The following is a 25707-nucleotide window of genomic DNA, read 5'->3' on the forward strand; positions in this document are numbered from 1 at the left end:
GCATCATCCCGACCCCCATCACCATGGACGAGCTCGAGGACATGCTGATGGAGCACGGCATCATGAAGGCCGTGGACGAGAGCCAGGTCGGCAAGACCGCCGCCGAGCTCACCGCCTGAGGCTGACGCAGCGAGGCCGGCCCCTATTGCGGGGTCGGCCTTCATCCGGCATCCAAAACGAGAGCGAGATTGCGAAATGAGCTTGGCCCAACCGCAAAGCGTTGCTGAAATCAAGGCGCGTAACAAAGAGATCATCGCGGAAGTTCTCAAGGTTTATCCCGAGAAGACCGCGAAGCGCCGCGCGAAGCATCTCAACGTCCACGAATCCGGCAAGTCCGATTGCGGCGTGAAGTCGAACATCAAGTCCATCCCGGGCGTGATGACGATCCGCGGCTGCGCGTATGCCGGTTCCAAGGGCGTGGTGTGGGGTCCCATCAAGGACATGATCCACATCTCCCACGGCCCGGTGGGCTGCGGCCAGTACAGCTGGGCCGCCCGCCGCAACTATTACATCGGCACGACCGGTATCGACACCTTCGTGACGATGCAGTTCACCTCGGACTTCCAGGAAAAGGACATCGTCTTCGGCGGCGACAAGAAGCTCGCCAAGATCATGGACGAAATCCAGGACCTGTTCCCGCTCAACAACGGCATCACTGTCCAGTCCGAGTGCCCGATCGGCCTCATCGGCGACGACATCGAAGCCGTTTCCAAGGCGAAGTCCAAGGAATACGACAACAAGACCATCGTGCCGGTCCGCTGCGAGGGCTTCCGCGGTGTGTCCCAGTCGCTCGGCCATCACATCGCCAACGATGCGATCCGGGACTGGGTGTTCGACAAGATGGACCCGAATGCGGCCCCCCGCTTCGATCCGTCCCCGTATGACGTCGCCATCATCGGCGACTACAACATCGGCGGCGACGCCTGGTCTTCGCGCATCCTGCTCGAGGAAATGGGCCTGCGCGTGATCGCCCAGTGGTCCGGCGACGGCTCGCTTGCCGAGCTCGAGGCGACCCCGAAGGCGAAGCTGAACGTCCTGCACTGCTACCGCTCCATGAACTACATCTCCCGCCACATGGAAGAGAAGTTCGGTATCCCGTGGTGCGAGTACAACTTCTTCGGCCCGTCCAAGATCGCTGAGTCGCTGCGCAAGATCGCCGGCTACTTCGACGACAAGATCAAGGAAGGCGCCGAGCGCGTCATCGCCAAGTACCAGCCCCTCATGGACGCAGTCATTGCCAAGTACCGTCCGCGCCTCGAGGGCAAGACCGTCATGCTGTACGTGGGCGGCCTGCGTCCCCGTCACGTGATCGGCGCCTACGAAGACCTCGGCATGGAAGTGGTCGGCACGGGTTACGAGTTCGGCCACAACGACGACTATCAGCGCACGGCCCAGCACTACGTCAAGGATGGCACGATCATCTATGACGACGTGACCGGCTATGAGTTCGAGAAGTTCGTCGAGAAGGTCCAGCCCGATCTCGTCGGCTCGGGCATCAAGGAAAAGTACGTGTTCCAGAAGATGGGTGTGCCGTTCCGGCAGATGCACTCCTGGGATTATTCCGGCCCGTATCACGGCTATGACGGCTTCGCCATCTTCGCCCGCGACATGGACATGGCCATCAACTCCCCCGTCTGGAAGATGACCAAGGCTCCGTGGAAGCAGGCTCCCGCGCAGCCCGGCCTGCTCGCAGCCGAGTGACCGCCTGAGCCCGAAGCCCCTCCCCTTTTCGGGGAGGGGCACCTGGCGGGCTTGATCCCATTGACCCACCCATAGGGGTTCGAGATGCCACAGAATGCAGATAACGTGCTCGATCACTTCGAGCTGTTCCGCGGTCCTGAGTACCAGCAGATGCTGGCCAACAAGAAGAAGCTGTTCGAGAACCCCCGCGACCCGGCCGAAGTCGAGCGAGTTCGCGAGTGGGCCAAGACGCCCGAGTACAAGGAAAAGAACTTCGCCCGCGAAGCTCTCACCGTGAACCCGGCCAAGGCCTGCCAGCCGCTCGGCGCGGTGTTCGCCGCCGTGGGCTTCGAAGAGACCATTCCCTTCGTGCATGGCTCGCAGGGTTGCGTCGCTTACTATCGCTCGCACTTCTCGCGGCACTTCAAGGAGCCCAGCTCCTGCGTGTCCTCTTCCATGACGGAAGACGCGGCGGTGTTCGGCGGCCTCAACAACATGATCGACGGCCTCGCCAACACCTACAGCATGTACAAGCCGAAGATGATCTCGGTGTCCACCACCTGCATGGCGGAAGTCATCGGTGACGACCTGAACGCCTTCATCAAGACGGCCAAGGAAAAGGGCTCGGTTCCCCAGGAATACGACGTTCCCTTCGCCCATACCCCGGCGTTCGTCGGCAGCCACATCACCGGCTACGACAACGTGATGAAGGGCATCTTCGAGCACTTCTGGGACGGCAAGGCCGGCACCGCGCCGAAGCTCGAGCGCGTCCCGAACGAGAAGATCAACTTCATCGGCGGCTTTGACGGCTACACCGTCGGCAACCTGCGTGAAGTCAAGCGCCTGTTCGGCCTGATGGATGTGGAATACACCATCCTCGCCGACAATTCCGAAGTGTGGGACACCCCCACCGACGGCGAATTCCGCATGTATGACGGCGGCACCACCCTGGAAGAGGCGGCCAACGCGCTGCACGCCAAGGCCACCATCTCCATGCAGGAATACTGCACCGAGAAGACCCTGCCCCTCATCGCCAACCACGGCCAGGAAGTGGTTGCCTTCAACCACCCCGTGGGCGTGAAGGGCACCGACGAGTTCCTGATGGCGATCTCCCGCATCACCGGGAAGCCGATCCCGGAAGAGCTCGCCAAGGAGCGCGGCCGCCTGGTTGACGCCATCGCGGACTCCAACGCCCACATCCACGGCAAGAAGTTCGCCATCTACGGCGATCCGGACCTGTGCCTCGGCCTGGCCGCCTTCCTGCTCGAGCTCGGCGCGGAGCCGACCCACGTGCTTGCCACCAACGGCAACAAGAAGTGGGCCGACAAGGTGCAGGAGCTGTTCGACTCGTCGCCGTTCGGCCAGAACTGCAACGTCTATCCCGGGCGTGACCTCTGGCACATGCGTTCGCTGCTCTTCACCGAGCCGGTGGACTTCCTGATCGGCAACACCTACGGCAAGTATCTCGAGCGCGACACCGGCACCCCGCTGATCCGCATCGGCTTCCCGGTGTTCGACCGTCACCACCACCACCGCTACCCGGTGTGGGGCTATCAGGGCGGCATGAACGTTCTGGTGTGGATCCTGGACAAGATCTTCGACACCATCGACCAGAACACCATCGTCCCCGCCAAGACCGACTACTCGTTCGACATCATCCGTTGATCGCAGAAGTCTGACGACAATCGATCCGGCCCGGGGCCCCGCCCGGGCCGGCCCGAACGGGAGCAGCCCTTTTCGGAAGTTCTGATCTTTACACAGCCCGCTTCTCGAAGGAGAGATCCATGAGCTCCGTTTCCGCCACGATCCAGGAAGTCTTCAACGAGCCAAGCTGCGCGAAGAACCAGAACAAATCGGAGGCGGAGAAGAAGAAGGGGTGCACCAAGCAGCTTCAGCCCGGCGGCGCCGCCGGCGGCTGTGCCTTTGATGGCGCCAAGATCGCTCTTCAGCCCCTGACCGACGTCGCCCATCTCGTGCACGGCCCCATCGCCTGCGAGGGCAACAGCTGGGACAATCGCGGCGCGAAGTCGTCCGGATCGCAGATCTGGCGCACGGGCTTCACCACCGACATCAACGAGACCGACGTGGTGTTCGGCGGCGAGAAGCGCCTGTTCAAGTCTATCAAGGAAATCATCGAGAAGTACAATCCGCCCGCCGTCTTCGTCTACCAGACCTGCGTGCCCGCCATGATCGGCGACGACATCGACGCGGTCTGCAAGGCGGCGAAGGAGAAGTTCGGCACGCCGGTGATCCCGGTGAACTCGCCCGGTTTCGTGGGTCCGAAGAATCTCGGCAACAAACTCGCCGGCGAGGCCATCCTCCAGCACGTCATCGGCACCGAGGAGCCGGAATACACCACTCCTTACGACCTCAACATCATCGGCGAATACAATCTGTCCGGTGAGTTGTGGCAGGTGAAGCCGCTGCTCGACGAGCTGGGCATCCGCATCATGGCCTGCATCTCCGGCGACGGACGCTACAAGGACGTGGCCTCCTCGCACCGCGCCAAGGCGGCGATGATGGTGTGCTCCAAGGCCATGATCAACGTGGCCCGCAAGATGGAGGAGCGCTACGACATTCCCTTCTTCGAGGGTTCGTTCTACGGCATCCAGGATTCGTCCGATTCACTCCGTGAGATCGCCCGCATGCTCATCGAGCGCGGCGCCGATCCGGAACTGATGGACCGCACCGAAGCCATCATCGAGCGCGAAGAGGCAAACGCCTGGGCGGCCATCGCCAAGTACAAGCCCCGCTTCAAGGACAAGAAGGTGCTGCTGATCACCGGCGGCGTGAAGTCCTGGTCGGTGGTGGCGGCGCTGCAGGAAGCCGGCCTCGAACTGGTGGGCACCTCCGTCAAGAAGTCCACCCGCGAGGACAAGGAGCGCATCAAGGAACTCATGGGGCAGGACGCCCACATGATCGACGATATGACGCCCCGCGAAATGTACAAGATGCTGAAGGACGCGAAGGCCGACATCATGCTTTCGGGTGGCCGCTCGCAGTTCATCGCGCTCAAGGCCTCCATGCCGTGGCTCGACATCAACCAGGAGCGCCACCACGCCTATATGGGCTATGTGGGCATGGTGAAGCTGGTGGAGGAGATCGACAAGGCGCTCTACAACCCCATCTGGGAGCAGGTGCGCAAGCCGGCCCCGTGGGACAATCCCGCCAACAACTGGCAGAACCGCGCCATCGCCGAGATGGAGGCGGAAGCCGCCGCGCTCGCCGCCGATCCGGTCGCTGCCGAGAAGGCGCGCCGGGCCAAGAAGATCTGCAACTGCAAGAGCGTCGATCTCGGCACCATCGAGGACGCCATCGTGGCCCATGGTCTGACCACCGTGGAAGGCGTGAAGACCCACACCAATGCCTCCGGCGGCTGCGGCGCCTGCAGCGGTCGCATCGAGGAGATCTTCGAGGCCAGGGGTCTGGTGCCCGCGGAAGAGCCTGAGCTTGATCCGGTGGCGGCCGAGGCCAAGCGGCGCGCCAAGAAGGTCTGCAACTGCATGAGCGTGGACGTGGGCACCATCGAGGATGCCATCCATGCCGGCGCGGGCAACCTCGCTGAGGTGAAGGCGCAGACCAAGGCCACGGGCGGCTGCGGCGGTTGTGCCGAGCGCATCGAGGACATGCTGGATGCCGCGACGGCGAACGCCAACGCCCCGGCCACTCTCGTGGCTGCGGAATAGGAGGCCGGCATGGCGAAATTCGTCACGGGCAAGAAAGCCTGCGCGGTCAATCCGCTGAAGATGAGCCAGCCCATCGGCGGCGCGCTCGCCTTCATGGGGCTTCGCGGCGCCATGCCGCTGCTGCACGGCTCGCAGGGGTGCACCTCGTTCGGCCTGGTGCTGTTCGTGCGCCACTTCAAGGAGGCGATCCCGCTGCAGACCACCGCCATGAGCGAGGTCGCCACCGTGCTCGGCGGGCTCGACAATGTGGAGCAGGCGGTCCTCAACATCTACAACCGGACCAAGCCCGAGATCATCGGCATCTGCTCCACCGGCGTCACCGAGACCAAGGGCGACGACGTGGACGGCTACATCAAGCTGATCCGCGCCAAGTATCCGCAGCTTGCGGACTTCCCCATGGTCTATGTCTCGACGCCCGACTTCAAGGACGCCTTCCAGGACGGCTGGGAGAAGACGGTCGCCAAGATGGTCGAAGTGCTGGTGAAGACGCCGGAGCCCGATGCCAAGCGCGACCCCCGGCGCATTAACGTGCTGCCGGGCTCGCACCTCCAGCCGGGCGACCTCGACGAGCTGCGCACCATCTTCGAGGATTTCGGCCTGGAGCCCCTTTTCCTGCCGGATCTGGCCGGTTCGCTGGACGGGCACATCCCGGACGACTTCACCCCCACCACCATCGGCGGCATCGGCGTGGAAGAGATTGCCACCATGGGTGGAGCGTCGTGGACCATCGCCATCGGGGCGCAGATGCGCCGGGCGGCCGAGGCCATGGAGAAGAAGACCGGGGTTCCGTATCGCCTGTTCGAGCGGCTGTGCGGGCTCGGGCCCAATGATGAATTCTTCATGTTCCTGAGCGAAATCTCGGGGCGCGAAGTGCCGAAGAAGTATCGCCGGCAGCGTGGCCAGCTGGTGGATGCCATGCTGGACGCCCACTTCCATCTGGGCGGGCGCAAGCTCGCCATCGGCGCCGAGCCGGACCTGCTGTTCGACGTGGCGTCCATGCTCCACGAGATGGGCACGCACATCACCACCGCTGTCACCACCACCCAGTCGCCGGTGTTCGAGAAGCTGCCGGCTGAAGAGGTTCTGCTCGGCGATCTCGAGGACCTGGAGACGCTGGCCAAGGAGCGCGGCTGCGACCTGCTGCTGACGCATTCCCACGGTCGGCAGGCGGCGGAACGCCTGAACATTCCGTTCCACCGCATCGGCATTCCCATGTTCGATCGCATCGGCGCCGGGCACCGGATGTTTGCCGGCTATCGTGGCACCCGCGAGCTGATCTTCACCCTTGCGAACCTCTGCATCGCCGACCACGAGGCGAACCACGAGGTGACGCCGGACACCTGGAAGAATCCGTGGGACAAGGACGGTCACGGCCAGTCCCATGCCCCGGCGGCGACGCCCACCCACGGCACCGCCGTGAGTACGGCCCACCACTAAGAACGAGCAGAGGCGCACCCTCCCATGAAAGTCGCATTTGCAACCCAGGACCTCAAACGGGTCGATGCCCATTTCGGGTGGGCGAAGAACATCGCCATCTACGAGGTGGGTCCGGAAAGTCATCATTTCGTGGAAGCCATCGAATTCGACGGCGACCTGAAGGAAGATGGCAATGAGGACAAGCTCGCCCCGAAGATCGAGGCGATCAAGGACTGCGCGATCCTCTATGTGGCTGCCATCGGCGGCTCCGGCGCGGCGCGGGTGGTGGCGAACAACATCCACCCCATGAAGGTGAACCAGCCCGAGGAGATCGAAGATCTCATCGAGAAGCTGGCCACGGTGCTCCGCGGAACCCCGCCGCCCTGGCTGCGCAAGGTGATGTCGAAGGGCCAGGAACGTACTTTCGATTTTGATGAATGAGGATGGACATGTCCGAAGCAGCGCAAGTGATCGAACCGGTGTCGGCAGAAGACAATCCGTTCGTCAAGGAACTCATCAAGGTCTGGCGCGCCCAGGACACCCACGGCGCGTGGGAAGGCAAGGCGGATCTCGATCTGATTGCCGATTATATCGTCGACAAGGAGGCGCGCCGCGCCCTGCCCATCATCGGCGATCCTGATCCCGAGACCATCTGGCGCATGGAGCTGTTCTTCAACGCCGTGTGCCTCATGATCGAGCGCGAGACCAAGGTGATGATCACGCCCATGCTGAAGATGAGCCACGAAGGCTTCGGCCGCATGGTGCTCATCGGCGGGCGCCTGATCGTGGTCAACAAGCAGCTGCGGGACGTTCACCGCTACGGTTTCGACAATCTCGGCAAGCTCGGCGAAGAGGGAACGAAGTTCGTTGCCTCGGGCGTCGAGATGATCCGAAAGTTCCCCGAAGTGGCCAACTACTGAAGATCAGGTGGACCCATGAGCGACGTGGAAGAACTCAAGGCCGAAATCAAGAAGCTGTCCGCCAAGGCGACACAGGCAAAAATGGACCTCCACGATCTGTCCGAGGAACTCCCCATCAGCTGGGAGACGATCATGGATGTGGCCAAGAGGGCGCATAGCGCCTTCGCTGAGCTGGAAAAGAAGCGAGCGGACCTGAAAGCACTTGAGGCCGCCTAACCTGAAGGCTTTTTCGATATGTCAACGGAAACCCGAGATGGTCGAGCCTGGCAGCCAGACTATTTGCTCGATATCGACGCAGAAAAGTGCATCGGTTGCGGGCGCTGCTTCAAGGTCTGCGGCCGGGACGTCATGACGCTCAAGGGCATCAACGAGGATGGCGAAGTCGTCTCCCTCGATGATGACGAGGACGAAGAGGTCGAGAAGAAGGTGATGGTCATGAACGACACGGGCGCCTGCATCGGTTGCGGTGCATGTGCACGTGTCTGCCCGGCCAATTGCCAGGTTCACGGGCACGACCAGGCCGCAGCCTGAATGCCGGGCCCGGTAGCGGGACTGGTTCTTTTGCCGAAGGATGATGAGCTTTGCTCGTCGGCCTTCGGCAGAGGCGGGCGGGGCGCTTGAGCGAAATCCGTAAGCCACCGGCCGAAGACCGGTGGCGTTGGTCGCAAGTCCGCGCATCGCCTGAGCGATACCCTCTCGGCATCGGTCATAGACCGGGGCCGTTGGTATAGGGAGTGGGGCCATGGTCGCCGAAGAGGTCTATGACTGGTTGATTGCTTCATCGACCTCTTCGGCCGGCGACCCTTTCGACGTTCATGTTGCCGCCTCCATTGCCGCTATCGCCTTTTCCGAGGCGGAGGAGGGTGGGCGCGATTGCCTGGAGGCGCTGGGCCTCGACAAGGCCGCCTTCCTTGATCTCGCCCGTATCCTGTTTCCAGCGGCGGTGGATGCGCTCGATGGGCGGGTGGACGTGCGTGCCATCGCGGTCGAGGCGGAAGAGCAGTCTGTCCGCGACATTCTCGGCATCTATTCGTCCGATGCCGGGCGACTGCAAAACCATTTCATCGCCATGATCGCACGGCGTTGCCAGTCGCCCCACCACCTGTGGCAGGACCTGGGGCTGCGGGACCGTCAGGAATTGCGTGAGCTGATGACGCGGCGGTTCGCACCGTTGGCGCTGAAGAACCGACAAGACATGAAGTGGAAGAAGTTTCTCTACCGCATGGTGTGCGGCTCGGAGGGCTTTACCCTGTGCGCCGCGCCGGTGTGCTCGGATTGCGACGAATTCCACGTCTGCTTCGGCGCGGAGGACGGGGAATCGCGCCTCGCCCGCAACGGCAATGCCGCCCCCCAAACCGCCGCCAATGCCAACGCATCGCTCGGTCAAATGCGCTCGGAAACTCTGCCCGAGGCTGCCGAATAGCGCCGAAGCCATCGAAGGCTTCGATCCGACGCCGCGTCGCGCAGGGCTGCCGTTGTGTTGCGTCTTCTGTCAGGGATCACTGTCCAATCTCACGCTCCCCAGCCGCGCGGCGCCGGCGTGCCTGGGAGATAGGCTTTTTTCCAAGACATGCAGGCTCGCCATGCGCCCCGGTGGGAATAAACCCGGGCATGATGGTCATCGCGACGGTCTCGAGCGCTTTCATCTCGCCCCGGCCCACGGCAAGCACCATAATATATTGATATAACGTGCTTTTTCACGCGAACCGGTATCCACTTCGCTCGAAAATGCTCCAGATGGGCTTCGAGGTGTTGCGGCTCACACACTGCGGCGGCGGAGAGGTTTGCGCATTCTTGCGGCTGGACGGTGGGGCGTCATGCGCCGATCCCGTTCCATGGGCCATCGCGCGTCGTCCAGGCGAAGACCAGCGGTGGATATGGCATCACGGTCCTGCCCGACGAAAAAGCCCGGCGCCGAGGATCGGGCCGGGCTTCGATAGGCAGGCAGGCAACGGGCGGTGGGCCTGCCGTCACTCGATGCCTTCGCTGCGGGCGCGCCACATCATGGCGATGCGGAAGCGCTCGTTGATGGCGGCGGGGCTGGCGAGGATCTCGGCCTCGGCCTCCTTGAAGGCCTTTTCCACCAGGTCGGCCTCTTCCTTGGTCAGGGTCACGCGGCCGGCGAGGTGGGTCGCCTCCGGGTGGACCGACCAGATCTTCCGGCAGTTGGGATGAAGCTTGATCTCGGTGAGGTCGAAGGATTCGAGCTGACCGTCGAGGAGGATGGCGAGGCCCGAAACTTCGAGCTTGCGCCCGTCCGAAGTGGTCTTGATGAGCGTGGTAGCCATTTTAAGTCACCCGTCCTGAGCTGCGAGCCAACTGTAACCGCCCTGGTCCCAGAGCTGCGCCAGTACCTGATCCGAACTCCAGTCCGGAAATTGAGACTTCACGGTTTCATAATCGCCGCGAAAGCGCTCGGCGTCCTCTCCGGAAAGATCCGCGGTGAGGCCGTCCGGCTTGAAGCGGAGCACGAAATGCGTGTTGTCGTCGGCGGCGAGGAGCGTGAATTCCTCGCCGTCGCTGATGAGGGGCAGAAGGTCGGCCATGGGTGTCTCCCGTCAGGCCGCGGCGGCCGCCGGCGTGTCCTCGGCGAGGCCCCATTCGGCCCATGAGCCGTCATAGAGCGCGGCTGTGGTGTTGCCGAGGATGAACAGGGCCAGCAGCACCACCGCGGAGATGGTGCCGGAGGCGCAGGTGGCAACCACGGGCTTGGCGATGTCGATCCCGACCGCCGCGAAGCGGGCCGCCAGCGCGTCGGGCTGGATCATCTCACCGCTCTCCTCGACGATGAGATCGCCCCACGGCAGGTTGACCGAGCCGGGGATGTGGCCCTTCTTCTTCACCGGGAAGACGTCGTCCTGGGTGCCGGCGAACTTGGCCGGGCCGCGCGCGTCGACCACCTGGTCCGCCTTGCCGGCGACATTGGCCAGCATGTCGCCCAGATTGCGCACCAGGGCGGGATTGAAGGTGGCGGTGAAGGTCTTGGGCTCCGGCCGCACGGGCGACATGTCGGAGGGCTTCTTCTCCTTCACCCACTTGCCGTAGCCGCCGTCCAGCACAGCCACGTCGTCGTAGCCGAAGATGCGGAACATCCACCACACCCGCGCCGCGGCCGCGCCGCCGCACAGGCGATCGTAGACCACGATCTTGTCGCCGTTGGCGATGCCGAGCAGGCCGACCTTCTTGGCGAACTCCGCCGCAGGCGGAATCATGTGGGGGAGGGGATTGCTCTTGTCCGCCACATGGTCGATGTCAAAATGAACCGAGCCCGGGAGGTGGCGCCCGCGATACTGGGTGCGCCCGTCCATGTTGCTGCTTTCATGCAGCCAGGTGCAGTCCAGGATCTTCACGTCCGGCGCTTCGAGATGCTCGGCCAGCCATTCGGTGCTCACCAACGGTCCGGGAAGAACGGTGGACATGACGCAAGTCTCTCCCTGTCGAGGTTCGGACATCGGGTACTTTCCATGTCTGCCGGGCCAGACACCCGGCAGACGATCCTGGAGCGGAACGGAGCGCTGCGCGCGATCCGCAGTCGGTTCAGCGGACCTTGGGCAGGCTGAAGCCGGGGCGCGGGTGGGCGTCATAGTAATCGACGCGCTCGGGCCAGCCGCCTTCCGGGTTGAACTTGAACTTCGCCACCTTCACCGGCGCGTTGGCGGAGAAGGACACTTCCGAGAACTTGATCTCGCGGTCGCCGGGGCCGGCGGAGAAGTCGGCGACGACCTTGCCGTCGGCGGTCACCGCGCGGGCGAAGCCGGGGGTGCCCACGTCGCTGGCATTGACGGTTTCGGCCACGAAGCTCGGCACCTCGGAGCCGTCCTCGGACGGGGTGGCGAAGGCCGGCGTGGCGAAGGTGAAGGCAACGAGCTTGCCGCTGCGGTCCACCGCATGGTCGGCGCTCACGGGACGGGCCACGGAATAAACGGTCAGGGTGCCGCCCGCCAGCAGCTCCTTGATCTCCTCGAGGGAGCGGGTGGCGAATTCCGACGCGACGATCATGGCAATCTCCACTAGACAATCAGGTGTGACGTACGGGTCGCCCTGGTTGATCAATTTTCGTGCCAATCCCGGGGGCGTCCCTGGCGCCCCCTTCCCACGTACCAGTCAAAGGCCGCAAAGCCTTGTCCGCAAGCGGTTCCCCGGCCGGGCGTTGCCGCCGGCGGCCATGTCGGAGGTCGTCGCGGGCTTGTCGGAAATGCGTCGCACGTCGCGGGAAATCCGACGTGGACCCCGCCGCCGGCGCCACAAACCGGCCCATTCCGGCTGTGCGCGAATCTTGCAAGGGCTCCAAAAAGGCGACACGCAGGGGATCTGAATCCATGCTGGACACAGCGATCATCGGGGGCGGGCTGTGCGGCCTCGTCCTGGCGCGTTCCCTCAAGAAGGCAGAGCGCAGCCTGACCCTGTTCGAGGCGCGCGCCCGTCTCGGCGGCCGCATCCTCTCCGCAGTCCCGGCCACCACCGGCGAGGCGCTGGATCTCGGCCCCACCTGGTTCTGGCCCGACACCCAGCCGCTCATCACCGCCTTCGTGTCGGACCTCGGCCTGTCCAGCTTCGCCCAGCACGACGAGGGGGCGGTGCTCCACCTGACCGAGGCGGACAAGGGTCCCCAGGGTTTCGCCCAGCAGGTCCACGGCGGGGCGCGGCGCGTCGCCGGCGGCATGGCGCGGATGGTCGCGACGCTCGCCGACGGCCTGGGCGACGAGGACATCCGGCTCGGCCATGTGCTGCAGAAGGTGGAGGACATGGGCGACCATGTGGTGCTCACCTTCCGCGTGGACGACGCCTTCCTCACCGTCGAAGCCCGGCATGTGGTGATCGCGCTGCCGCCGCGCCTCGTGGCGGAAACCGTGCGGTTCTCGCCGGATCTCGATGCGGCCACCCGCGACGCCATGGGCGCGGCCCCCACCTGGATGGCGGCCCAGGCGAAGGTGGTGATGGCCTTTGCCGCGCCGTTCTGGCGGGATGCGGGCCAGTCGGGCAACGCCTTCGTCACCCACGAACAGGCGGTGGTGGGCGAGATCTTCGACGCCTGCGACGCCACCGGCACCAAGGCGGCGCTGGGCGGCTTCCTGAGCTTCCCGCCGGACCTGAGGGAGGCCTTCGTCGTCGGCCTGCCCATGCTCATGGACAGCCAGATGGCGCAGGTGTTCGGCAGCGCCGCCGAGGGCGCCGAGCAGCACTACCAGGACTGGGCGCTGGAGCCCTTCACCTGCTCCGCCCGTGACCGCGCCGAGCCGCAGGGCGAGCATGTGGCCTTCTCCAATCCGCTGCTGCGCCGGCCCCTGTGGGACGGGCGGCTCTATCTGGGCGGCTCGGAAACCGCGACCCAGGGCGCGGGCTATCTGGAGGGCGCGCTGGAGGCGGCGCGGCGCATCGACCGGGCGCTCGCCCGCGCGCGGGCGGAGGACGACGAGGTGGCTCTGCCCGAGGGGCTCTCGGTGAACGCGGCCAGTCTGGCGCGCTTCTCCGCCTGGGTCGCGACACTGAACGATGCGGCCTTCGAGGCCTATCGGGTGCGGCTCAACTGGGCGCTGGCCTCGCAGCAGCGGGATCAGCTGACCCAGCTGGCCATGCTGGGCGCCATCGAGGACATCTACGAGCGCGCCGCGGACATGCTGGACACGCTGCCCTTCGACATGCGCGACGTGCCGGTGGAGAAGGGCCGCTCGGCCCTGATGAGCGACGTGCAGCTGCCGTTCCGCGACTTCATCCAGACCCTGCTGGACGATATCATCGCCTTCAACCGCACGTCCTGCGCCCTGTCCAATTTCCCCGGCGAGCATCATCTGTCGAAGGACTATGTGCAGACCATCCTGCGCGACGTGGCGGCCGCCTGGCGCGACTTCTGCCTCGCCGCCAACCGCCGCCTGCTCGCCAAGGCAGAGGCGGGCAACGCCCTTCCCCCCGGCGCCGGCCCCCGCAAGGGCCCGATCCTGACGAGTGCATCGTGAACGAGGACAAGATGGAACCGAGCATCGCGGAAGAAAACGTGCCCGAGGTCGGCACCGCCTACGTCGTCTGCTCCATGAGCGACATTCCGAGCCAGCGCGCGCGCGGCTTCGAGCTGATGAAGGTCGAGGACGGCGTCGAGAAGCCGTTCAACCTGATTGTCGTCCGCTGGGGCCGGCAGGTGTTCGGCTATGTCAACCTGTGCCCGCATGACGGGGTGAAGCTGGACTGGGAGCGCAACCAGTTCCTGGATCCCAACGGCATCCGCCTCATGTGCGGCAAGCACGGCGCCCTGTTCGAGCTGGGCACCGGCGTGTGCATCGACGGGCCCTGCAAGGGCCGCAGCCTGACCTCGGTGGCCCTGAGCGTCATCGACAACGACATCTGCGTGACGGGTGTGACGCTGGCCGAGGAGGAAGAGGACGAGGATGAGGAAATCACCTCGTGCTCCGACGAGGGCGGCGGCGTCTGACTGCGACCTCGGGGGAGGCGGGTCGTCTGGCCCGCACCCCCGCCCGCATCCCCTGTGGGGGGCGTCCGGAGCCGCTTTGGTTGGAATGTGACGCCGGGCCCATCGTCGCGGGGAAGGGGGGCGTCTGTTTCGCAAGACGGCCCGTTTCCCGGCATGACCTGAGATCGGGACATTGCCGATACTTGGCCCGGGGACTTCTGGTGTCCAAGGCTCCCGGTGTCCGGCGCTCCCGGCGCCGGAACCCGGATGTCCGGAGGTTCCGGCACACTAACTTACCAACGCTCCGGGCCCCCGCGGTAATTCCGCCGAGGGCCCGGTTCAGGGTCTTGGAAGATCAGACCGGGCGGTTCGCGTTCCGGTTCTTCACCGGCTCCATGATGGAGACGCCCTTTTCATAGGTGATGGTCTCGTAGTCCTCGTGCCAGCCCAGGGCGGCATCGAGCACCTTGTCGGTCTTGCCGGCCGTGTCCAGCTTCTTGACATCATTCTTGTCGATGCTGAGCAGGTCGGTCATCTCCTTCCACACGGTGGATTCATCGCAGGGCAGGACGTAGAAAGTCTTTTCGCCATACGTGACGCGATACTTCGCGAGAAGGTCGATGTTGTTGCAGAAGATGAAGTACTTGCCGTCGGGGGCAAGCGCGTCGCCCAGCACGTCCGCCACGTCCGAGAGGAAGGCGAAATTCTGCAGGTAGCCGGCCAGCACGGGAATGGTGGGCTTGCCCTCCTCCACGAAGGTGATGACCTGCTCCATGGTGTATTCCGGCGGACGCTTCTCGTCGGCCATCTGCTGCTGCCACTTCAGGGCGATGTCGCCGCGGAAGTCGAAGCGGCCGGGCTTGGTCGGCTGCTTGAGCACGGCATTCAGGAGGCGCCCCTCTTTATCCAGCCGGCCCAGGGGGGTGTTCTCGATCGCAGTCATCAAAAAAGTCTCCGGTTCAGCACACAACTCTCAGACGGTCTCAGACGGGCGCGAGCAGGGGCGCACCTTCGTGGGCTCGAAGGCGCCGCTCTCCGCCGAACCCCGTTCGGCGTGCCGCCCGCGCAAGGGGGCAGGCGCGTCCTCCATGCAAGCCCTTTGCCGCGCCGCGGCACGGCGGCGGCCGCACGGGCAAGGCGCGACAATCGGCCATCCCCCAACCGGCCGGGGTCCGGCCTGCGACCGTGTGCAATGGCGCAAAATCAAGGTCCGGGCGCTCATCCAGCCGCCGGCGCCGCCGGTGCCGGCCCAGTGCGATAGGGGCGCCAGAAGCCGCCGCCGGAGTTGTCCGGAATCGGACACGCGTCGCAAAGGCAACAGCTGAAATCCTGAAAAATCAGGCAAATCAGTCCGTTGCTCTCTGGCACGGCGCTTGCTCGATGGAGGGCCGAAGCAACCTCTCTAGCGAAGGTCGAGCGATGATCAATTTGACCGACAGCGCCTTGCATGCGGTCCGGGACGCGATCCTGGGCGCCGATCAGCCGGTCAGCGGGCTGCGCATCATGGTCGAGACGGGCGGCTGCGCCGGCTACCAGTACAAGATGGGTCTCGTCAGCGATGCCGAGCCCGACGATACGGTGGTGGAGCGCGAGGGCGTGAAGGTGTTCGTGGACAACCAGAGCCACGAGCTGCTCGCCGGCACCGTCATCGACTTCGTCGTGGCCCTGGAGGGCTCCGGCTTCACCTTCGAAAATCCGAACGCCACTTCGAGCTGTTCCTGCGGCAAGTCCTTCGGTTGAGCCGTTTGGACTGGAGCTGCGGGTCGAACTCAAATCACACAGAGGACAGAGCGATGTTGGCTGAGACCGAAGAGTGCGCTCCGCTCACCCGCGAAGCCAAGCGTGAAGCCATTATCCGCGAGGTGATCGAGGAGATCCGTCCGAACCTCGTGCGGGACGGCGGCGACTGCGAGCTCGTCGAGATCGATGGCAACAAGGTCATGGTGAAGATGACCGGTGCCTGCGTGTTCTGCAAGCTGGCGAGCGAGACCATCGAGGGCATCCAGACCAAGATCGTGGAACGCCTGGGTGAGCTTATCCGCCTCATTCCGGTGGCCGGCGCGCAGAACAAGCCGCTGGTGAGCCTGAAGAGCATCGCGCCCGCCCCGTCCGCTGCTCCGGTGGCTTCGGCTCCCGGCGTCCCCTCGCCGACGCGCTGAGGCGGCGAGCCTCAGGCTCAGACGATCGAAGGGGTGCTGCCGTGCGGCCTGTCTATCTCGACAACAACGCGACGACACGGACCGACCCCGCTGTGGTCGAGGCCATGCTGCCGTTCTTCAGCGAGCATTTCGGCAATGCCTCGTCCACCCACGCCTTCGGCGAGCATGTGGGCGAGGCGCTGAAGAAGGCGCGCAAGCAGCTTCAGGCGCTGCTCGGCGCCGCCTTCGATCATGAGATCATCTACACCTCCGGCGGAACGGAAGCCGACAACGCGGCCATTCTTTCCGCGCTGGAGACCCAGGAGGGCCGGGACGAGATCGTCACCACGTCGGTGGAGCATCCGGCGATCCTCACCCTCGTGGCGCATCTGGAGAAGACCCGCGGCATCAAGGTGCATCTCATCGGGGTGGACCGCCAGGGCCGGCTCGATGTGGATGCCTATGCCAGGGCGTTGTCGCCGAAGACCGCCGTCGCCTCGGTGATGTGGGCCAACAACGAGACCGGGACGCTGTTCCCCGTGGCGGAACTGGCCGAGCAGGCCAAGGCCGTGGGCGCCCTGTTCCACACCGATGCGGTGCAGGCGGCGGGCAAGGTGGCCATCGACCTGAAGTCCACGGCCATCGACATGCTGTCCCTGTCCGGCCACAAGCTGCACGGACCGAAGGGCATCGGTGCGCTCTATGTGAAGAAGGGCGTGAAGTTCCGTCCCCTCGTTCGCGGCGGTCACCAGGAGCGCGGGCGGCGCGGCGGCACCGAGAACGTGCCGGGCATCATCGGCCTGGGTGCGGCGGCGGATCTGGCGCTCCAGTACATGGAGGAGGAGCGCACCCGCGTGAAGGCGCTGCGCGACCGCCTCGAGCAGGGCATTCTCCAGCAGGTGAGCAACACCCTGCTCAACGGCGATGGCGAGAACCGCCTGCCCAACACCGCCAACATCGCGTTCGAATATCTCGACGGCGAGGCGGTGCTGCACAATCTCAACAAGGCCGGTGTCGCCGCATCGACCGGCTCCGCCTGCACCTCCGGTTCCACGGAGCCGTCCCATGTGCTGCGGGCCATGAACCTGCCGGCCACCGCGCTGCATGGCGCCCTGCGCCTGTCGCTCTCCCGGGAGAATACGGGCGAGGACGTGGACCGGGTGCTGGAGGCGCTGCCGGAGATCGTCACCCGCCTGCGCGCCATGTCGCCGGCCTGGCTCGCGCGGGAGGGTGCGGACGGCGCGCCCGTGGTCGGCCATGTCTAGCTTTCGTCCCGGGTGCGATGGCGGCGGATGCGCCGCCGGCGGGCATCATCTTCGCAACAGGACATGCGTGCGCAACAGCAAATGCGTGCCCGGAATCGACCGCCGCGGCGGTCGCCGGGCGCATCAGGAACGTCCACGAACGACATCGCATGGATGTCGGCGCGGGTCATAGCGGCGAGCCCAGCCGGATCTAGGAGCAAGTTTTATGAAGATTATGATTCGCCGTTCGCCGGAGATGGGCCTGTCCATCTACGTCCCCAAGAAGGACCTTGAAGAGCCGATCGTCGAGACCGAACACGAGACCCTGTGGGGCGGCTGGATCAAGATCGCCAACGGCTGGGTGCTTGATCTGCCGGAGATGGCCGAAGGCACGACCCTTCCCATCACCGTGAACGCGAAGAAGCGCGGCGAGGAGGAGTGATCTGACATGAATATTTCCGTCGCCAATATCGAGACGCTGAAGCTCGCCGACGCCGAAGCCGTCCTGAAGGACGTGGCGGCGGAGCTGGTCGCCGGGAAGGCCGTGCCCTATCTGGGGCCCGGCCTCCTGGAGCTGTCCTCCCCCGCCATCCCGGTGACGCCGGAGGGCCTTGCGGCCTTCTTCGGCACCAAGGTGGCGCTACCCAAGCGCGCCAAGGGCAACGCCTGGGCCGCCGCCCAGCACATCGAGAGCATGAAGCACCGCTCCACCGTGTCGGCGCTCATGGCCGATGCGTTCGCGCCGCCGGTGCCGCCGCTGCCGTTCCATGCCTTCCTCGCCGGCCTGAACCTGCCGCTGATCGTGGACACCTGGTATGACGGCGCCATGCGGTCCGCGCTGGACGGCCGGGAGGGCTGGGGCGAGGCCCAGGGCATCACCCGCGCCGGCATCGGCGAGGACCGCTGGTATCGCTTCTATGACCCTGCCGGCAACGAGACCGACCGCGCCACGGCCGAGACCTGGCAGACCGTGCTCTACAAGCCCCACGGCAGTGTCGCGCCGGCCAAGAACTGGCTGATTTCCGACGCCGACTATGTGGAAGTCCTCACCGAGATCGACATCCAGACGCCGATCCCGGACGTGGTGAAGAACCGCCGCACCGAGCGCAGCTTCCTGTTCCTCGGCTGTCGCTTCCACGACCAGCTCCTGCGCACTTATGCGCGCCAGGTGACAAAGCGGTCGCGTCTGCCCCACTTCGCCATCGTGGACGAAGCGGTGCTGACCAAGAACGAACTGCGCTTCATGCTGGTCCACGCCATCACGCCCATCGCCATGCCACTGCCCAAGGCGCTGGACATCATCATGTCGGTTGCCGCCTGATCGTCCTCGCGTTCGAGGTCCTCGGAGAGCATGTCCCACCCGGACATGCTCTCTTTGTTTTTGACGCCTTGCCCCGGGTTTCGGGCGTGCATTGATCAAGATCAATAATGCGGCCGAAACCCAACGTATGACGATGTAACTTTTCCAACATGTCGCTCCCGACGTGGCGCATGTTGACAAGCCGACAGCTGGCGAAATTCTCTAAGTTTTTGAAAATCATTACGTATTTATCCGTAGCGCTGCTGGCACGCCAGTTGCTCATTCCTACCCAAGGATTTTTATTGGGATCCTGCTGGAAGCGAGGAGCAGATTCATGCACGCGTCGACACAGCACGAGACGAGCGAAGCCGCCGTGGCCGACAAGCTGGCCGAGGCCATGCAGGCCAAGGCGGAACACCAGGGTTGCGGCACGTCCGGCGGCTCGGGCAAGGCCAGCTGCGGTTCGTCCGCCGGCCAGGGCGACCTGCCCACCGAGATCTGGGAGAAGGTGAAGAACCATCCCTGCTATTCTGAAGAAGCCCACCACCACTATGCGCGTATGCATGTTGCCGTCGCCCCGGCGTGCAACATCCAGTGCAACTACTGCAACCGCAAGTATGATTGCGCGAACGAATCCCGCCCCGGCGTGGTTTCCGAGAAGCTGACCCCCCAGCAGGCGGCCAAGAAGGTGCTTGCGGTCGCCTCCACCATCCCGCAGATGACCGTGCTGGGCATCGCCGGCCCCGGCGACCCGCTCGCCAATCCGGAGAAGACCTTCCAGACCTTCGAGCTGATCAACCGGACTGCCCCCGACATCAAGCTCTGCCTGTCCACCAACGGCCTGGCCCTGCCCGACCACGTGGACACCATCGCCGGCTTCAACGTGGACCACGTGACGATCACCATCAACATGGTGGATCCGGAAGTGGGCGCGAAGATCTATCCGTGGGTGTTCTGGAAGCACAAGCGCTACACCGGCTATGAGGCCGCCAAGCTCCTCACCGACCGGCAGATGCTCGGCCTGGAGATGCTCACCGAGCGTGGCATCCTCTGCAAGGTCAACTCGGTGATGATCCCCGGCATCAACGACAAGCACCTTGTCGAAGTGAACCGGGCGGTGAAGTCCCGCGGCGCGTTCCTGCACAACATCATGCCGCTCATCTCGGCGCCCGAGCACGGCACCGTGTTCGGCCTCAACGGCCAGCGCGGCCCGACGGCCCAGGAGCTGAAGGCGCTCCAGGATTCGTGCGAAGGCGAGATGAACATGATGCGGCATTGCCGCCAGTGCCGCGCCGACGCCGTGGGCCTCCTCGGCGAGGACCGCTCCGCGGAGTTCACCACCGACAAGATCATGGCCATGGAGGTCAATTACGACCTCGATAGCCGCAAGGCCTACCAGGCCCTGGTCGAGGAAGAGCGCGTGGCGAAGGTCGCCGCGAAGCAGGAAGAGATGGAAGCCCTCGCCGGCGAGCAGAGCGACATCAAGCTCCTCGTCGCGGTGGCCACCAAGGGCTCGGGCCTCATCAACGAGCACTTCGGCCACGCCAAGGAGTTCCAGGTGTGGGAGCTCTCCACCGGCGGCGCCAAGTTCGTCGGCCATCGCCGCGTCGACCTGTATTGCCAGGGCGGCTACGGCGAGGAGGACAGCCTCGAGACCATCATCCGCGCCATCAACGACTGCCATGCGGTGTTCGTGGCGAAGATCGGCGGCTGCCCGAAGGCCGACCTCGTGAAGGCCGGCATCGAGCCGGTGGACGGGTTCGCCCATGAGTTCATCGAGAAGTCGGCCATTACCTGGTTCAAGGAATACCTGAACAAGGTGAAGACCGGCGAGATGGAGCACGTGGTGCGCGGTGACGCCGAGATCCGCCAGGGCGCGCTCATCAACGCGGCCTGATCGTCTCCACAAGGACTGGATCCGCTCAGGTTGAAACCGCCTGGGCGGATCCATCTTCAAGTTCAAGCCAACTGACCGTCCTGCCGATCAGATCGCGCGCTCGGCATCAAAGGAGCATCCCATGACGTTGAAAATCGTGGCGTCGCAGTGCACGAGCTGCTCGGCCTGCGAGCCGGAATGTCCCAACGTGGCCATTTTCGAGAAGAACGGGACGTTCGTGATCGACCCGAAGAAGTGCACCGAGTGCATCGGCCACTTCGACGTGCCCCAGTGCGCCGCGGTCTGCCCGGTGGACGATACCTGCGTCATCGACAACGCGTATCCGCGCTATCAGCCCACCGCGTAAGGAGAGACGCGATGAACTTCACGATGACCCGTTCGGCCCAGCGCTTCATCCGCATGATGATCATGGCCGACGGCGGTCCCAGCGCCGGTTTCCGGATGCATGTGACCCCCGGTGGATGCTCCGGGCTCAACGCCGAAATCGCGGTGCTGCCCGAGCCTGCGCCGGGTGATGCGGTGGTGGAGCAGGACGGCCTCAAGCTGTTCCTGCCGGCGGAAAGCCGCCTGCTGCTCGATGGCGTCACCATCGACTTCACCGATACGGCCGCCAAGACGGGCCTGGTGTTCCAGGATCCCAAGGCGACCACCTGCAGCTCGCACACGCACTGAACCGTGACGTGCCGGGGCGGTTCACCCGCCCCGGACATGCGTCGCGCGCAGCCGGCTCCCGGTCGGAGGGCTGCGGAGGGAACAAGGGGACGGGAATGGAAGGCTCGCAGGTTTCGGGCGATCCGGATTTCCTCACCCCCGAGGCGCTCCTCGCGAGCGCCGTGATGGGGGGAGGGCTGCCGGAAGACGCACAGTATCATCTGTGGGAAGCCGGCCTCTCCTACCAGCAGGATGAAGTCGCGGAAGCCCATCTGCGGCAGGCCGAGGCGCTGGCGCCGGGTCATGCGGCAGTGCTGATTGGTCTCTACCGCTTCTATTTCTACAAGGGCCGGCTCCGGGAGTGCCTGGTGGTGGCTCGGGAGTGCCTGGCCAAGGCGCAGCGGGAGACCAATCTGCCAGCGGACTGGCGAGACGTGTGCGCGCAGGATGCGGAATTCTCGCGCTACGACCGGCTGATGCCGCGCTTCTTCCTGTTTACGCTCAAGGGCTACGCCTACCTCAACATGCGCCTCGGCGATCTGGAAGAGGGGCGGGCCGCGGGGATGAAGCTGCTCGAGCTCGATCCCACCGACAAGGTCGGTGCAAGGCTGTTGCTCGACGTGCTGAACAGGGCAGGGCAGGACGATGATGACTGAAGACGACATCGACGAAGCCAAGACCTGGCTCGGGGAAGACGTCGATTGCTCCTCGTGCGCCCACCAGGACCTCCTGGCGCAGGGAAAATGCAGCCTGCGACGGGCCTGCGTGAACGACCGCTATGCCCGGCGCATCGACCGCTTCTTCAACTGGAACCCGGCGCTCGCCAACTCCTATGTGCGGCACGACCATTTCGAGGTGCGCGCCATCGCCGCCAAGCACGCGGACGTGTTTGTCCTGCCGGCGCTCCTCAACGATCCGGAAGAGACGGTGCGCTGGAACGCAGCACGTCGCCTGCCGAAGACCAAGATCCTGCCCCTGCGCAAGGATCCCCATCGTGAGGTGCGTATCCGCATCGTCTCGCTGCTGGAGGATGCCGACCTCTCCCCCATGATGGCGGACGAGGATTATTACGTGCGGCTCGTCGTGGCGCGCCGCATCGCGCCGCCGCTGCTCTCGCGCATGGTGGACGATCCGGAAGCCGAGGTCCGCCGTGTGGTGGCCCAGCGCCTGCCGGGGGAATGGCTGCTGTGCATGGTCAACGACAGGAGCCCCCAGGTGCGCCTGGAGGTGGCCCAGCGCCTCGCCCCCGATCTTCTCTCCGCGCTCGTGGCCGATCCGGACTGGCGGGTGCGCTACGAGGTGGCGAGCCGCATCGCGCCCACCCAGGTGTCGCAGCTGGTCGACGACGACGACGACTTCGTGCGCGAGGTCGCCCGGTCCCGCGCGAAGGCGGGCGGAGAGCTTTTGAGGGAGATGCCGCTATGAGCAACATTGTCCGTGACAGTGATGTGGTCGAAGTCTCTGAGCCGCCCTACTTCAATTTCGGCGAGAAGGTGAAGGCCAAGCGCGTCATTCGCAATGACGGAACCTATGCCGGGAAGGAAATCGGCGAGATTCTCGCAAAGAAGGGCGAGATCGGCTACGTGGTTTCCATCGGGACCTTCCTGCAGCAATTTTATATCTACGGCGTCGAATTTACCGAAAGCGGCAATCGCGTGGGTATGAAGCGCAAGGAACTCGAAAGCGCGATCCCGCGCGACGAAATGGACATTCCCCTGCCCGGAGCACCCAAAGCATGATCCTCGAGCCGCGCAACCCCAAGTATCAGTGGGGCCAGAAGGTCAAGACCCTGATCGACCTCTACAACGACGGTTCCTACCCGGAGGTGCCGGAAGAGGCGCTGCTGGTGGGCCTCGGCACCACCGGCGAGATCGTGCAGGTGGGGACGCATACGGACACCAATACGCCCATCTACCTGATCGAGTTCACCGAACGCCTCGTGGTGGGGTGCCTCGAGGAAGAAATCTCCCCGGTCGAGTGATCCTCCACAGAGCCGGGACAGCCTGGATTGGGAAAGAGACGAGACGATGAGGCTGCCCGCTCATCCGAACGATCTCGACAAGAAGCGCATCGAGCGCGCCATCAAGGCGCGCAAGCGCTATCGCTATGTCACGCCCCGGGTGCTGGCCACCCAGGGGGGCTATCGCATCGAGAGCGCGTGCTGTTCGCGCAACATCGATCCAGAGGGCGGCGTGGTGGACATCGCCCTGCTGCTGTTCGACGCGGAAGGGTGCGCCTGGCAGCTCTTCCGCAAAAACCACGGTACCCGTCTGTGGGAACTCGACAGCACCCACGACCGGTTGAAGGAGGTTCTCGATCTCCTCAACGACGATAGCGACCGCAAATTTTGGCAATGATCTAATTTGGCAATGATCCTGCATGGGGACTTCGGCCCGCGACAGAAGACGCGGATGTGTCTCATCTTCGGCAAGGGAGAGTTAGTTATGGCCCTCAGCGACAGCGACCTCTCCGAGATCGAGAAGGTCCTCACGGCCGAGGACGCGTCCGGGCCTGTCTTTGCCGAGCTGCGCCGGCGATTTCCCGCGCTGTCGTGGACCCAATGCGACGCTTCCGATGTCACGGAGGCGCCATTTCGCACTTATTCGACATACGACATCCATCTGCTCGACACCGCCGATCACTGCGCGCACATCACGCTCGATCCCGCGAGTGCCACCGGTGTCATCCTTGCCCGACGGAGCGCGTGATGAGCGACATGGATCTCATCGACGACGCGGACCTGCCCGCCGACGACGATACTGACGGCGAAGGCACGTCGATCCTGCTGTCGGATCCCGACATCACCATGATCGAGCTTCAGGCCGTGGCCGAGGCGCTGCAGGCGCCGCGCCTGTCCAGTGGGCCGACCGCCGAGGCGTTCGAGGCGGAGTTCGCCGGCTATCTCGGCCGGAAATACGCGGTGGCCGTGCCGAGCGGCACCATGGGCCTGCTCTACACCCTCAAGGCCTACGGCATCGGGCCCGGGGACGAGGTGATCTGCTCGCCCCATTCCTTCCGTGAGACGGTGCACGCCGTCAGCCTTTCCGGCGCGCGGCCGGTGTTCGCCGACATCGACTATTGGGCCGGAACGCTGGTCCCGGAAAAGGCGGCGGCGAAGATCACGGAGAAGACCAAGGCCATCGTCGCCGGCAATGCCAACGGCCATCCGGCGCCCTGGACGGCCTTCCAGGAGCTGGCGCGGACGCACCGTCTGGCCCTCATTGAGGATTCCACCGAGGCGATCGGCTCGCGCTACAAGGGCGCGCTGGTTGGGACGTTCGGCGACACATCCGTGTTCGATTTCTCACAGCCCTTCCCGCTGGTGTGCGGCGAGGGCGGCATGGTGGTGACCGACGACATCGATGTCGCGGTGGGACTGCGGCGCTTCCGTGCCCACCGGCTGGACGAGCGCTCTTCCGTGGTGGTCTCCATGAGCGCGCCCTACCAGGGCGCGATGAGCGACGTGACCGCGGCGCTCGGCCTCGCCCAGCTGGGGCGGCTGGAAGAAATTCTGGAGCAGCGGCACACGGTCGAGCATCTCTACCAGAAGTATGTCCAGTCCTTCGAGGGCATCAAGGATCCCTTCATCGGACCGGACGTGACGGAGGTGAACTGGTTCCTCTACGTGGTGCATCTGGGCACCCGCTTCTCCAAGTCGAGCCGCGACGCCATCGTGGACGACCTGAAGGTGGAGAAGGTGGAATCGGCGGCCTACAGCGCGCCGCTGCACCTGCAGCGCCATTACTTCGACCTCGGGTATCGCAAGGGCGACTTCCTCGTGACCGAGAAGGTGGCCGACCGGGCGATTGCCCTGCCGTTCCACACGCACCTGTCCGAGGACGAAATCGAGTTCATCGTTGCAACGATGAAGGATGCCTCGATCAATGTAGGGGCGGGCGCCGCCATCTACTGAAGGCAAATAATATCGCACCCAACCACAAAAGTTGAAACGACAGGAGCTTATGATGTCCACGGTTACGTTGAAGGTTATGCCCACCGGAAAGACCATTGAGGTTGCGGAAGGGACGAACCTGCTCGAAGCGCTCATCACCGTCGAGCCGGGCCTTGCCGCGCGGCAGGCGTCGGACAAGGACGGCAGCGCGTCCCACGTCTTCGTGCAGGAGGGCCGCAAGGGCCTCTCGAAGACCTCGCGTGAGGAGAACGAGCTGCTCGACGCAATCGTGGGCGTGGGCTCGAAGTCGCGCCTGGCCAAGTACATCACCGTTCTCGGCACCGAGAACGTGACGGTGGAACTCCTCGGCGAGTTCTCCGGCCTCTGATTGGATATGGGGCGCCCTGCCGGGTTCGGGGCGCCCCTTCCCGGTTGTCCTCACGGCAGGACAAAAGAAAATCCGCCCTGCCGCTGGCACGA

General features: G+C 64.6%; 31 protein-coding genes and 2 pseudogenes. 28 read left to right on the plus strand and 5 right to left on the minus strand.

Going from position 1 to position 25707, the window contains the following annotated elements:
- The 10 genes and pseudogenes from nifH to K9U41_RS07300 form a co-directional block, all read left to right on the plus strand.
- Window positions 1–119: pseudogene (nifH, locus tag K9U41_RS07255) on the plus strand (nitrogenase reductase); the annotation flags it as partial.
- 76 nt (window positions 120–195) lie between these two features.
- Window positions 196–1701 (plus strand): nitrogenase molybdenum-iron protein alpha chain, encoded by a 1506-nt coding sequence (gene nifD / locus K9U41_RS07260; protein WP_282640184.1) that lies wholly within the window; start codon window positions 196–198, stop codon window positions 1699–1701.
- Between the two features lie 84 nt (window positions 1702–1785).
- A complete protein-coding gene (gene nifK / locus K9U41_RS07265; RefSeq protein WP_282640185.1) occupies window positions 1786–3345 on the plus strand; it encodes a nitrogenase molybdenum-iron protein subunit beta in 1560 nt (519 codons plus the stop codon).
- Between the two features lie 119 nt (window positions 3346–3464).
- A complete protein-coding gene (gene nifE, locus K9U41_RS07270) occupies window positions 3465–5366 on the plus strand; it encodes a nitrogenase iron-molybdenum cofactor biosynthesis protein NifE (protein WP_282640186.1) in 1902 nt (633 codons plus the stop codon).
- 9 nt (window positions 5367–5375) lie between these two features.
- A complete protein-coding gene (gene nifN / locus K9U41_RS07275; protein WP_282640187.1) occupies window positions 5376–6803 on the plus strand; it encodes a nitrogenase iron-molybdenum cofactor biosynthesis protein NifN in 1428 nt (475 codons plus the stop codon).
- A gap of 24 nt (window positions 6804–6827) precedes the next feature.
- A complete protein-coding gene (gene nifX / locus K9U41_RS07280; protein ID WP_011995771.1) occupies window positions 6828–7223 on the plus strand; it encodes a nitrogen fixation protein NifX in 396 nt (131 codons plus the stop codon).
- A gap of 8 nt (window positions 7224–7231) precedes the next feature.
- Entirely contained in the window at window positions 7232–7702 is a 471-nt protein-coding gene (locus K9U41_RS07285) for a NifX-associated nitrogen fixation protein (protein WP_282640188.1), read from the plus strand.
- A gap of 15 nt (window positions 7703–7717) precedes the next feature.
- Complete coding sequence (locus tag K9U41_RS07290; protein ID WP_011995773.1) at window positions 7718–7918, plus strand: CCE_0567 family metalloprotein; 201 nt, start codon at window positions 7718–7720, stop codon at window positions 7916–7918.
- Window positions 7919–7936: 18 nt separating this feature from the next.
- On the plus strand, window positions 7937–8233 hold the full coding sequence (gene fdxB / locus K9U41_RS07295; RefSeq protein WP_282640189.1) for a ferredoxin III, nif-specific: 297 nt from the start codon (window positions 7937–7939) through the stop codon (window positions 8231–8233).
- 211 nt (window positions 8234–8444) lie between these two features.
- On the plus strand, window positions 8445–9125 hold the full coding sequence (locus K9U41_RS07300) for a nitrogen fixation protein NifQ (RefSeq protein ID WP_282640190.1): 681 nt from the start codon (window positions 8445–8447) through the stop codon (window positions 9123–9125).
- 547 nt (window positions 9126–9672) lie between these two features.
- On the opposite strand, the gene K9U41_RS07305 is transcribed toward K9U41_RS07300, so the two are convergent.
- The 4 genes from K9U41_RS07305 to K9U41_RS07320 form a co-directional block, all read right to left on the minus strand.
- Complete coding sequence (locus K9U41_RS07305) at window positions 9673–9990, minus strand: hypothetical protein (RefSeq protein WP_282640191.1); 318 nt, start codon at window positions 9988–9990, stop codon at window positions 9673–9675.
- Window positions 9991–9996: 6 nt separating this feature from the next.
- Window positions 9997–10248, minus strand: coding sequence for a hypothetical protein (locus tag K9U41_RS07310; protein ID WP_282640192.1), 252 nt, complete (start codon window positions 10246–10248; stop codon window positions 9997–9999).
- A 12-nt stretch (window positions 10249–10260) separates the two neighbouring features.
- A complete protein-coding gene (locus K9U41_RS07315; RefSeq protein ID WP_282640193.1) occupies window positions 10261–11121 on the minus strand; it encodes a sulfurtransferase in 861 nt (286 codons plus the stop codon).
- Between the two features lie 118 nt (window positions 11122–11239).
- On the minus strand, window positions 11240–11701 hold the full coding sequence (locus K9U41_RS07320; RefSeq protein ID WP_282640194.1) for a hypothetical protein: 462 nt from the start codon (window positions 11699–11701) through the stop codon (window positions 11240–11242).
- Between the two features lie 320 nt (window positions 11702–12021).
- Here K9U41_RS07320 and K9U41_RS07325 point away from each other — a divergent pair, with 320 nt between their 5' ends.
- Window positions 12022–13656: a flavin monoamine oxidase family protein gene (locus K9U41_RS07325; RefSeq protein WP_282640195.1), complete on the plus strand. Its 1635-nt coding sequence runs from the start codon at window positions 12022–12024 to the stop codon at window positions 13654–13656.
- Window positions 13657–13667: 11 nt separating this feature from the next.
- Window positions 13668–14126 carry a Rieske (2Fe-2S) protein gene (locus K9U41_RS07330; protein WP_149576268.1) on the plus strand — a complete coding sequence of 153 codons (459 nt, stop codon included), beginning with the start codon at window positions 13668–13670 and terminating at the stop codon, window positions 14124–14126.
- Between the two features lie 334 nt (window positions 14127–14460).
- Here K9U41_RS07330 and K9U41_RS07335 read toward each other — a convergent pair whose 3' ends face one another.
- Window positions 14461–15048 (minus strand): hypothetical protein, encoded by a 588-nt coding sequence (locus K9U41_RS07335; RefSeq protein WP_282640196.1) that lies wholly within the window; start codon window positions 15046–15048, stop codon window positions 14461–14463.
- A gap of 476 nt (window positions 15049–15524) precedes the next feature.
- Here K9U41_RS07335 and K9U41_RS07340 point away from each other — a divergent pair, with 476 nt between their 5' ends.
- The 16 genes and pseudogenes from K9U41_RS07340 to K9U41_RS07415 all read left to right on the plus strand — a co-directional run bounded on the left by K9U41_RS07340 (window position 15525) and on the right by K9U41_RS07415 (window position 25615).
- A complete protein-coding gene (locus tag K9U41_RS07340; protein WP_011995784.1) occupies window positions 15525–15845 on the plus strand; it encodes a HesB/IscA family protein in 321 nt (106 codons plus the stop codon).
- Between the two features lie 53 nt (window positions 15846–15898).
- Window positions 15899–16165 (plus strand): annotated as a pseudogene (locus K9U41_RS07345) (NifU family protein); the annotation flags it as partial.
- A gap of 140 nt (window positions 16166–16305) precedes the next feature.
- Window positions 16306–17508, plus strand: a complete 1203-nt coding sequence (gene nifS, locus K9U41_RS07350) for a cysteine desulfurase NifS (RefSeq protein WP_282640198.1) — start codon at window positions 16306–16308, stop codon at window positions 17506–17508.
- Between the two features lie 205 nt (window positions 17509–17713).
- Window positions 17714–17929, plus strand: a complete 216-nt coding sequence (gene nifT / locus K9U41_RS07355; protein WP_011995787.1) for a putative nitrogen fixation protein NifT — start codon at window positions 17714–17716, stop codon at window positions 17927–17929.
- A gap of 6 nt (window positions 17930–17935) precedes the next feature.
- Window positions 17936–18808: an SIR2 family NAD-dependent protein deacylase gene (locus K9U41_RS07360; protein ID WP_282640199.1), complete on the plus strand. Its 873-nt coding sequence runs from the start codon at window positions 17936–17938 to the stop codon at window positions 18806–18808.
- 313 nt (window positions 18809–19121) lie between these two features.
- Window positions 19122–20684 carry a nitrogenase cofactor biosynthesis protein NifB gene (nifB, locus tag K9U41_RS07365; RefSeq protein ID WP_282640200.1) on the plus strand — a complete coding sequence of 521 codons (1563 nt, stop codon included), beginning with the start codon at window positions 19122–19124 and terminating at the stop codon, window positions 20682–20684.
- A gap of 121 nt (window positions 20685–20805) precedes the next feature.
- Window positions 20806–21030 carry a 4Fe-4S binding protein gene (locus tag K9U41_RS07370; RefSeq protein WP_149576275.1) on the plus strand — a complete coding sequence of 75 codons (225 nt, stop codon included), beginning with the start codon at window positions 20806–20808 and terminating at the stop codon, window positions 21028–21030.
- Window positions 21031–21041: 11 nt separating this feature from the next.
- Window positions 21042–21356, plus strand: coding sequence for a HesB/IscA family protein (locus K9U41_RS07375; protein WP_282640201.1), 315 nt, complete (start codon window positions 21042–21044; stop codon window positions 21354–21356).
- Window positions 21357–21451: 95 nt separating this feature from the next.
- Complete coding sequence (locus tag K9U41_RS07380; RefSeq protein WP_282640202.1) at window positions 21452–21991, plus strand: tetratricopeptide repeat protein; 540 nt, start codon at window positions 21452–21454, stop codon at window positions 21989–21991.
- The gene (locus K9U41_RS07385; protein WP_282640203.1) at window positions 21981–22760 is read left to right on the plus strand and encodes a 4Fe4S-binding leucine-rich repeat protein; all 780 of its coding nucleotides are present in this window, start codon (window positions 21981–21983) and stop codon (window positions 22758–22760) included. Before K9U41_RS07380 ends, K9U41_RS07385 begins: the two co-directional genes overlap by 11 nt.
- Window positions 22757–23074, plus strand: a complete 318-nt coding sequence (locus K9U41_RS07390) for a nitrogen fixation protein NifZ (RefSeq protein WP_149576278.1) — start codon at window positions 22757–22759, stop codon at window positions 23072–23074. Before K9U41_RS07385 ends, K9U41_RS07390 begins: the two co-directional genes overlap by 4 nt.
- Complete coding sequence (locus K9U41_RS07395) at window positions 23074–23316, plus strand: nitrogen fixation protein NifZ (RefSeq protein ID WP_282640225.1); 243 nt, start codon at window positions 23074–23076, stop codon at window positions 23314–23316. Before K9U41_RS07390 ends, K9U41_RS07395 begins: the two co-directional genes overlap by 1 nt.
- Before the next feature lie 46 nt (window positions 23317–23362).
- Complete coding sequence (locus tag K9U41_RS07400) at window positions 23363–23692, plus strand: hypothetical protein (RefSeq protein WP_282640204.1); 330 nt, start codon at window positions 23363–23365, stop codon at window positions 23690–23692.
- 87 nt (window positions 23693–23779) lie between these two features.
- Window positions 23780–24043, plus strand: a complete 264-nt coding sequence (locus tag K9U41_RS07405; RefSeq protein ID WP_282640205.1) for a DUF6129 family protein — start codon at window positions 23780–23782, stop codon at window positions 24041–24043.
- A complete protein-coding gene (locus tag K9U41_RS07410; protein ID WP_282640206.1) occupies window positions 24043–25248 on the plus strand; it encodes a DegT/DnrJ/EryC1/StrS family aminotransferase in 1206 nt (401 codons plus the stop codon). The genes K9U41_RS07405 and K9U41_RS07410 overlap by 1 nt, the downstream gene beginning before the upstream one ends.
- Before the next feature lie 52 nt (window positions 25249–25300).
- On the plus strand, window positions 25301–25615 hold the full coding sequence (locus K9U41_RS07415; RefSeq protein WP_282640207.1) for a ferredoxin: 315 nt from the start codon (window positions 25301–25303) through the stop codon (window positions 25613–25615).
- The last annotated feature ends 92 nt before the right edge of the window (window positions 25616–25707 follow it).

This window comes from Xanthobacter autotrophicus, from assembly GCF_029991245.1.
Taxonomy (GTDB): Bacteria; Pseudomonadota; Alphaproteobacteria; order Rhizobiales; family Xanthobacteraceae; genus Xanthobacter; species Xanthobacter autotrophicus_C.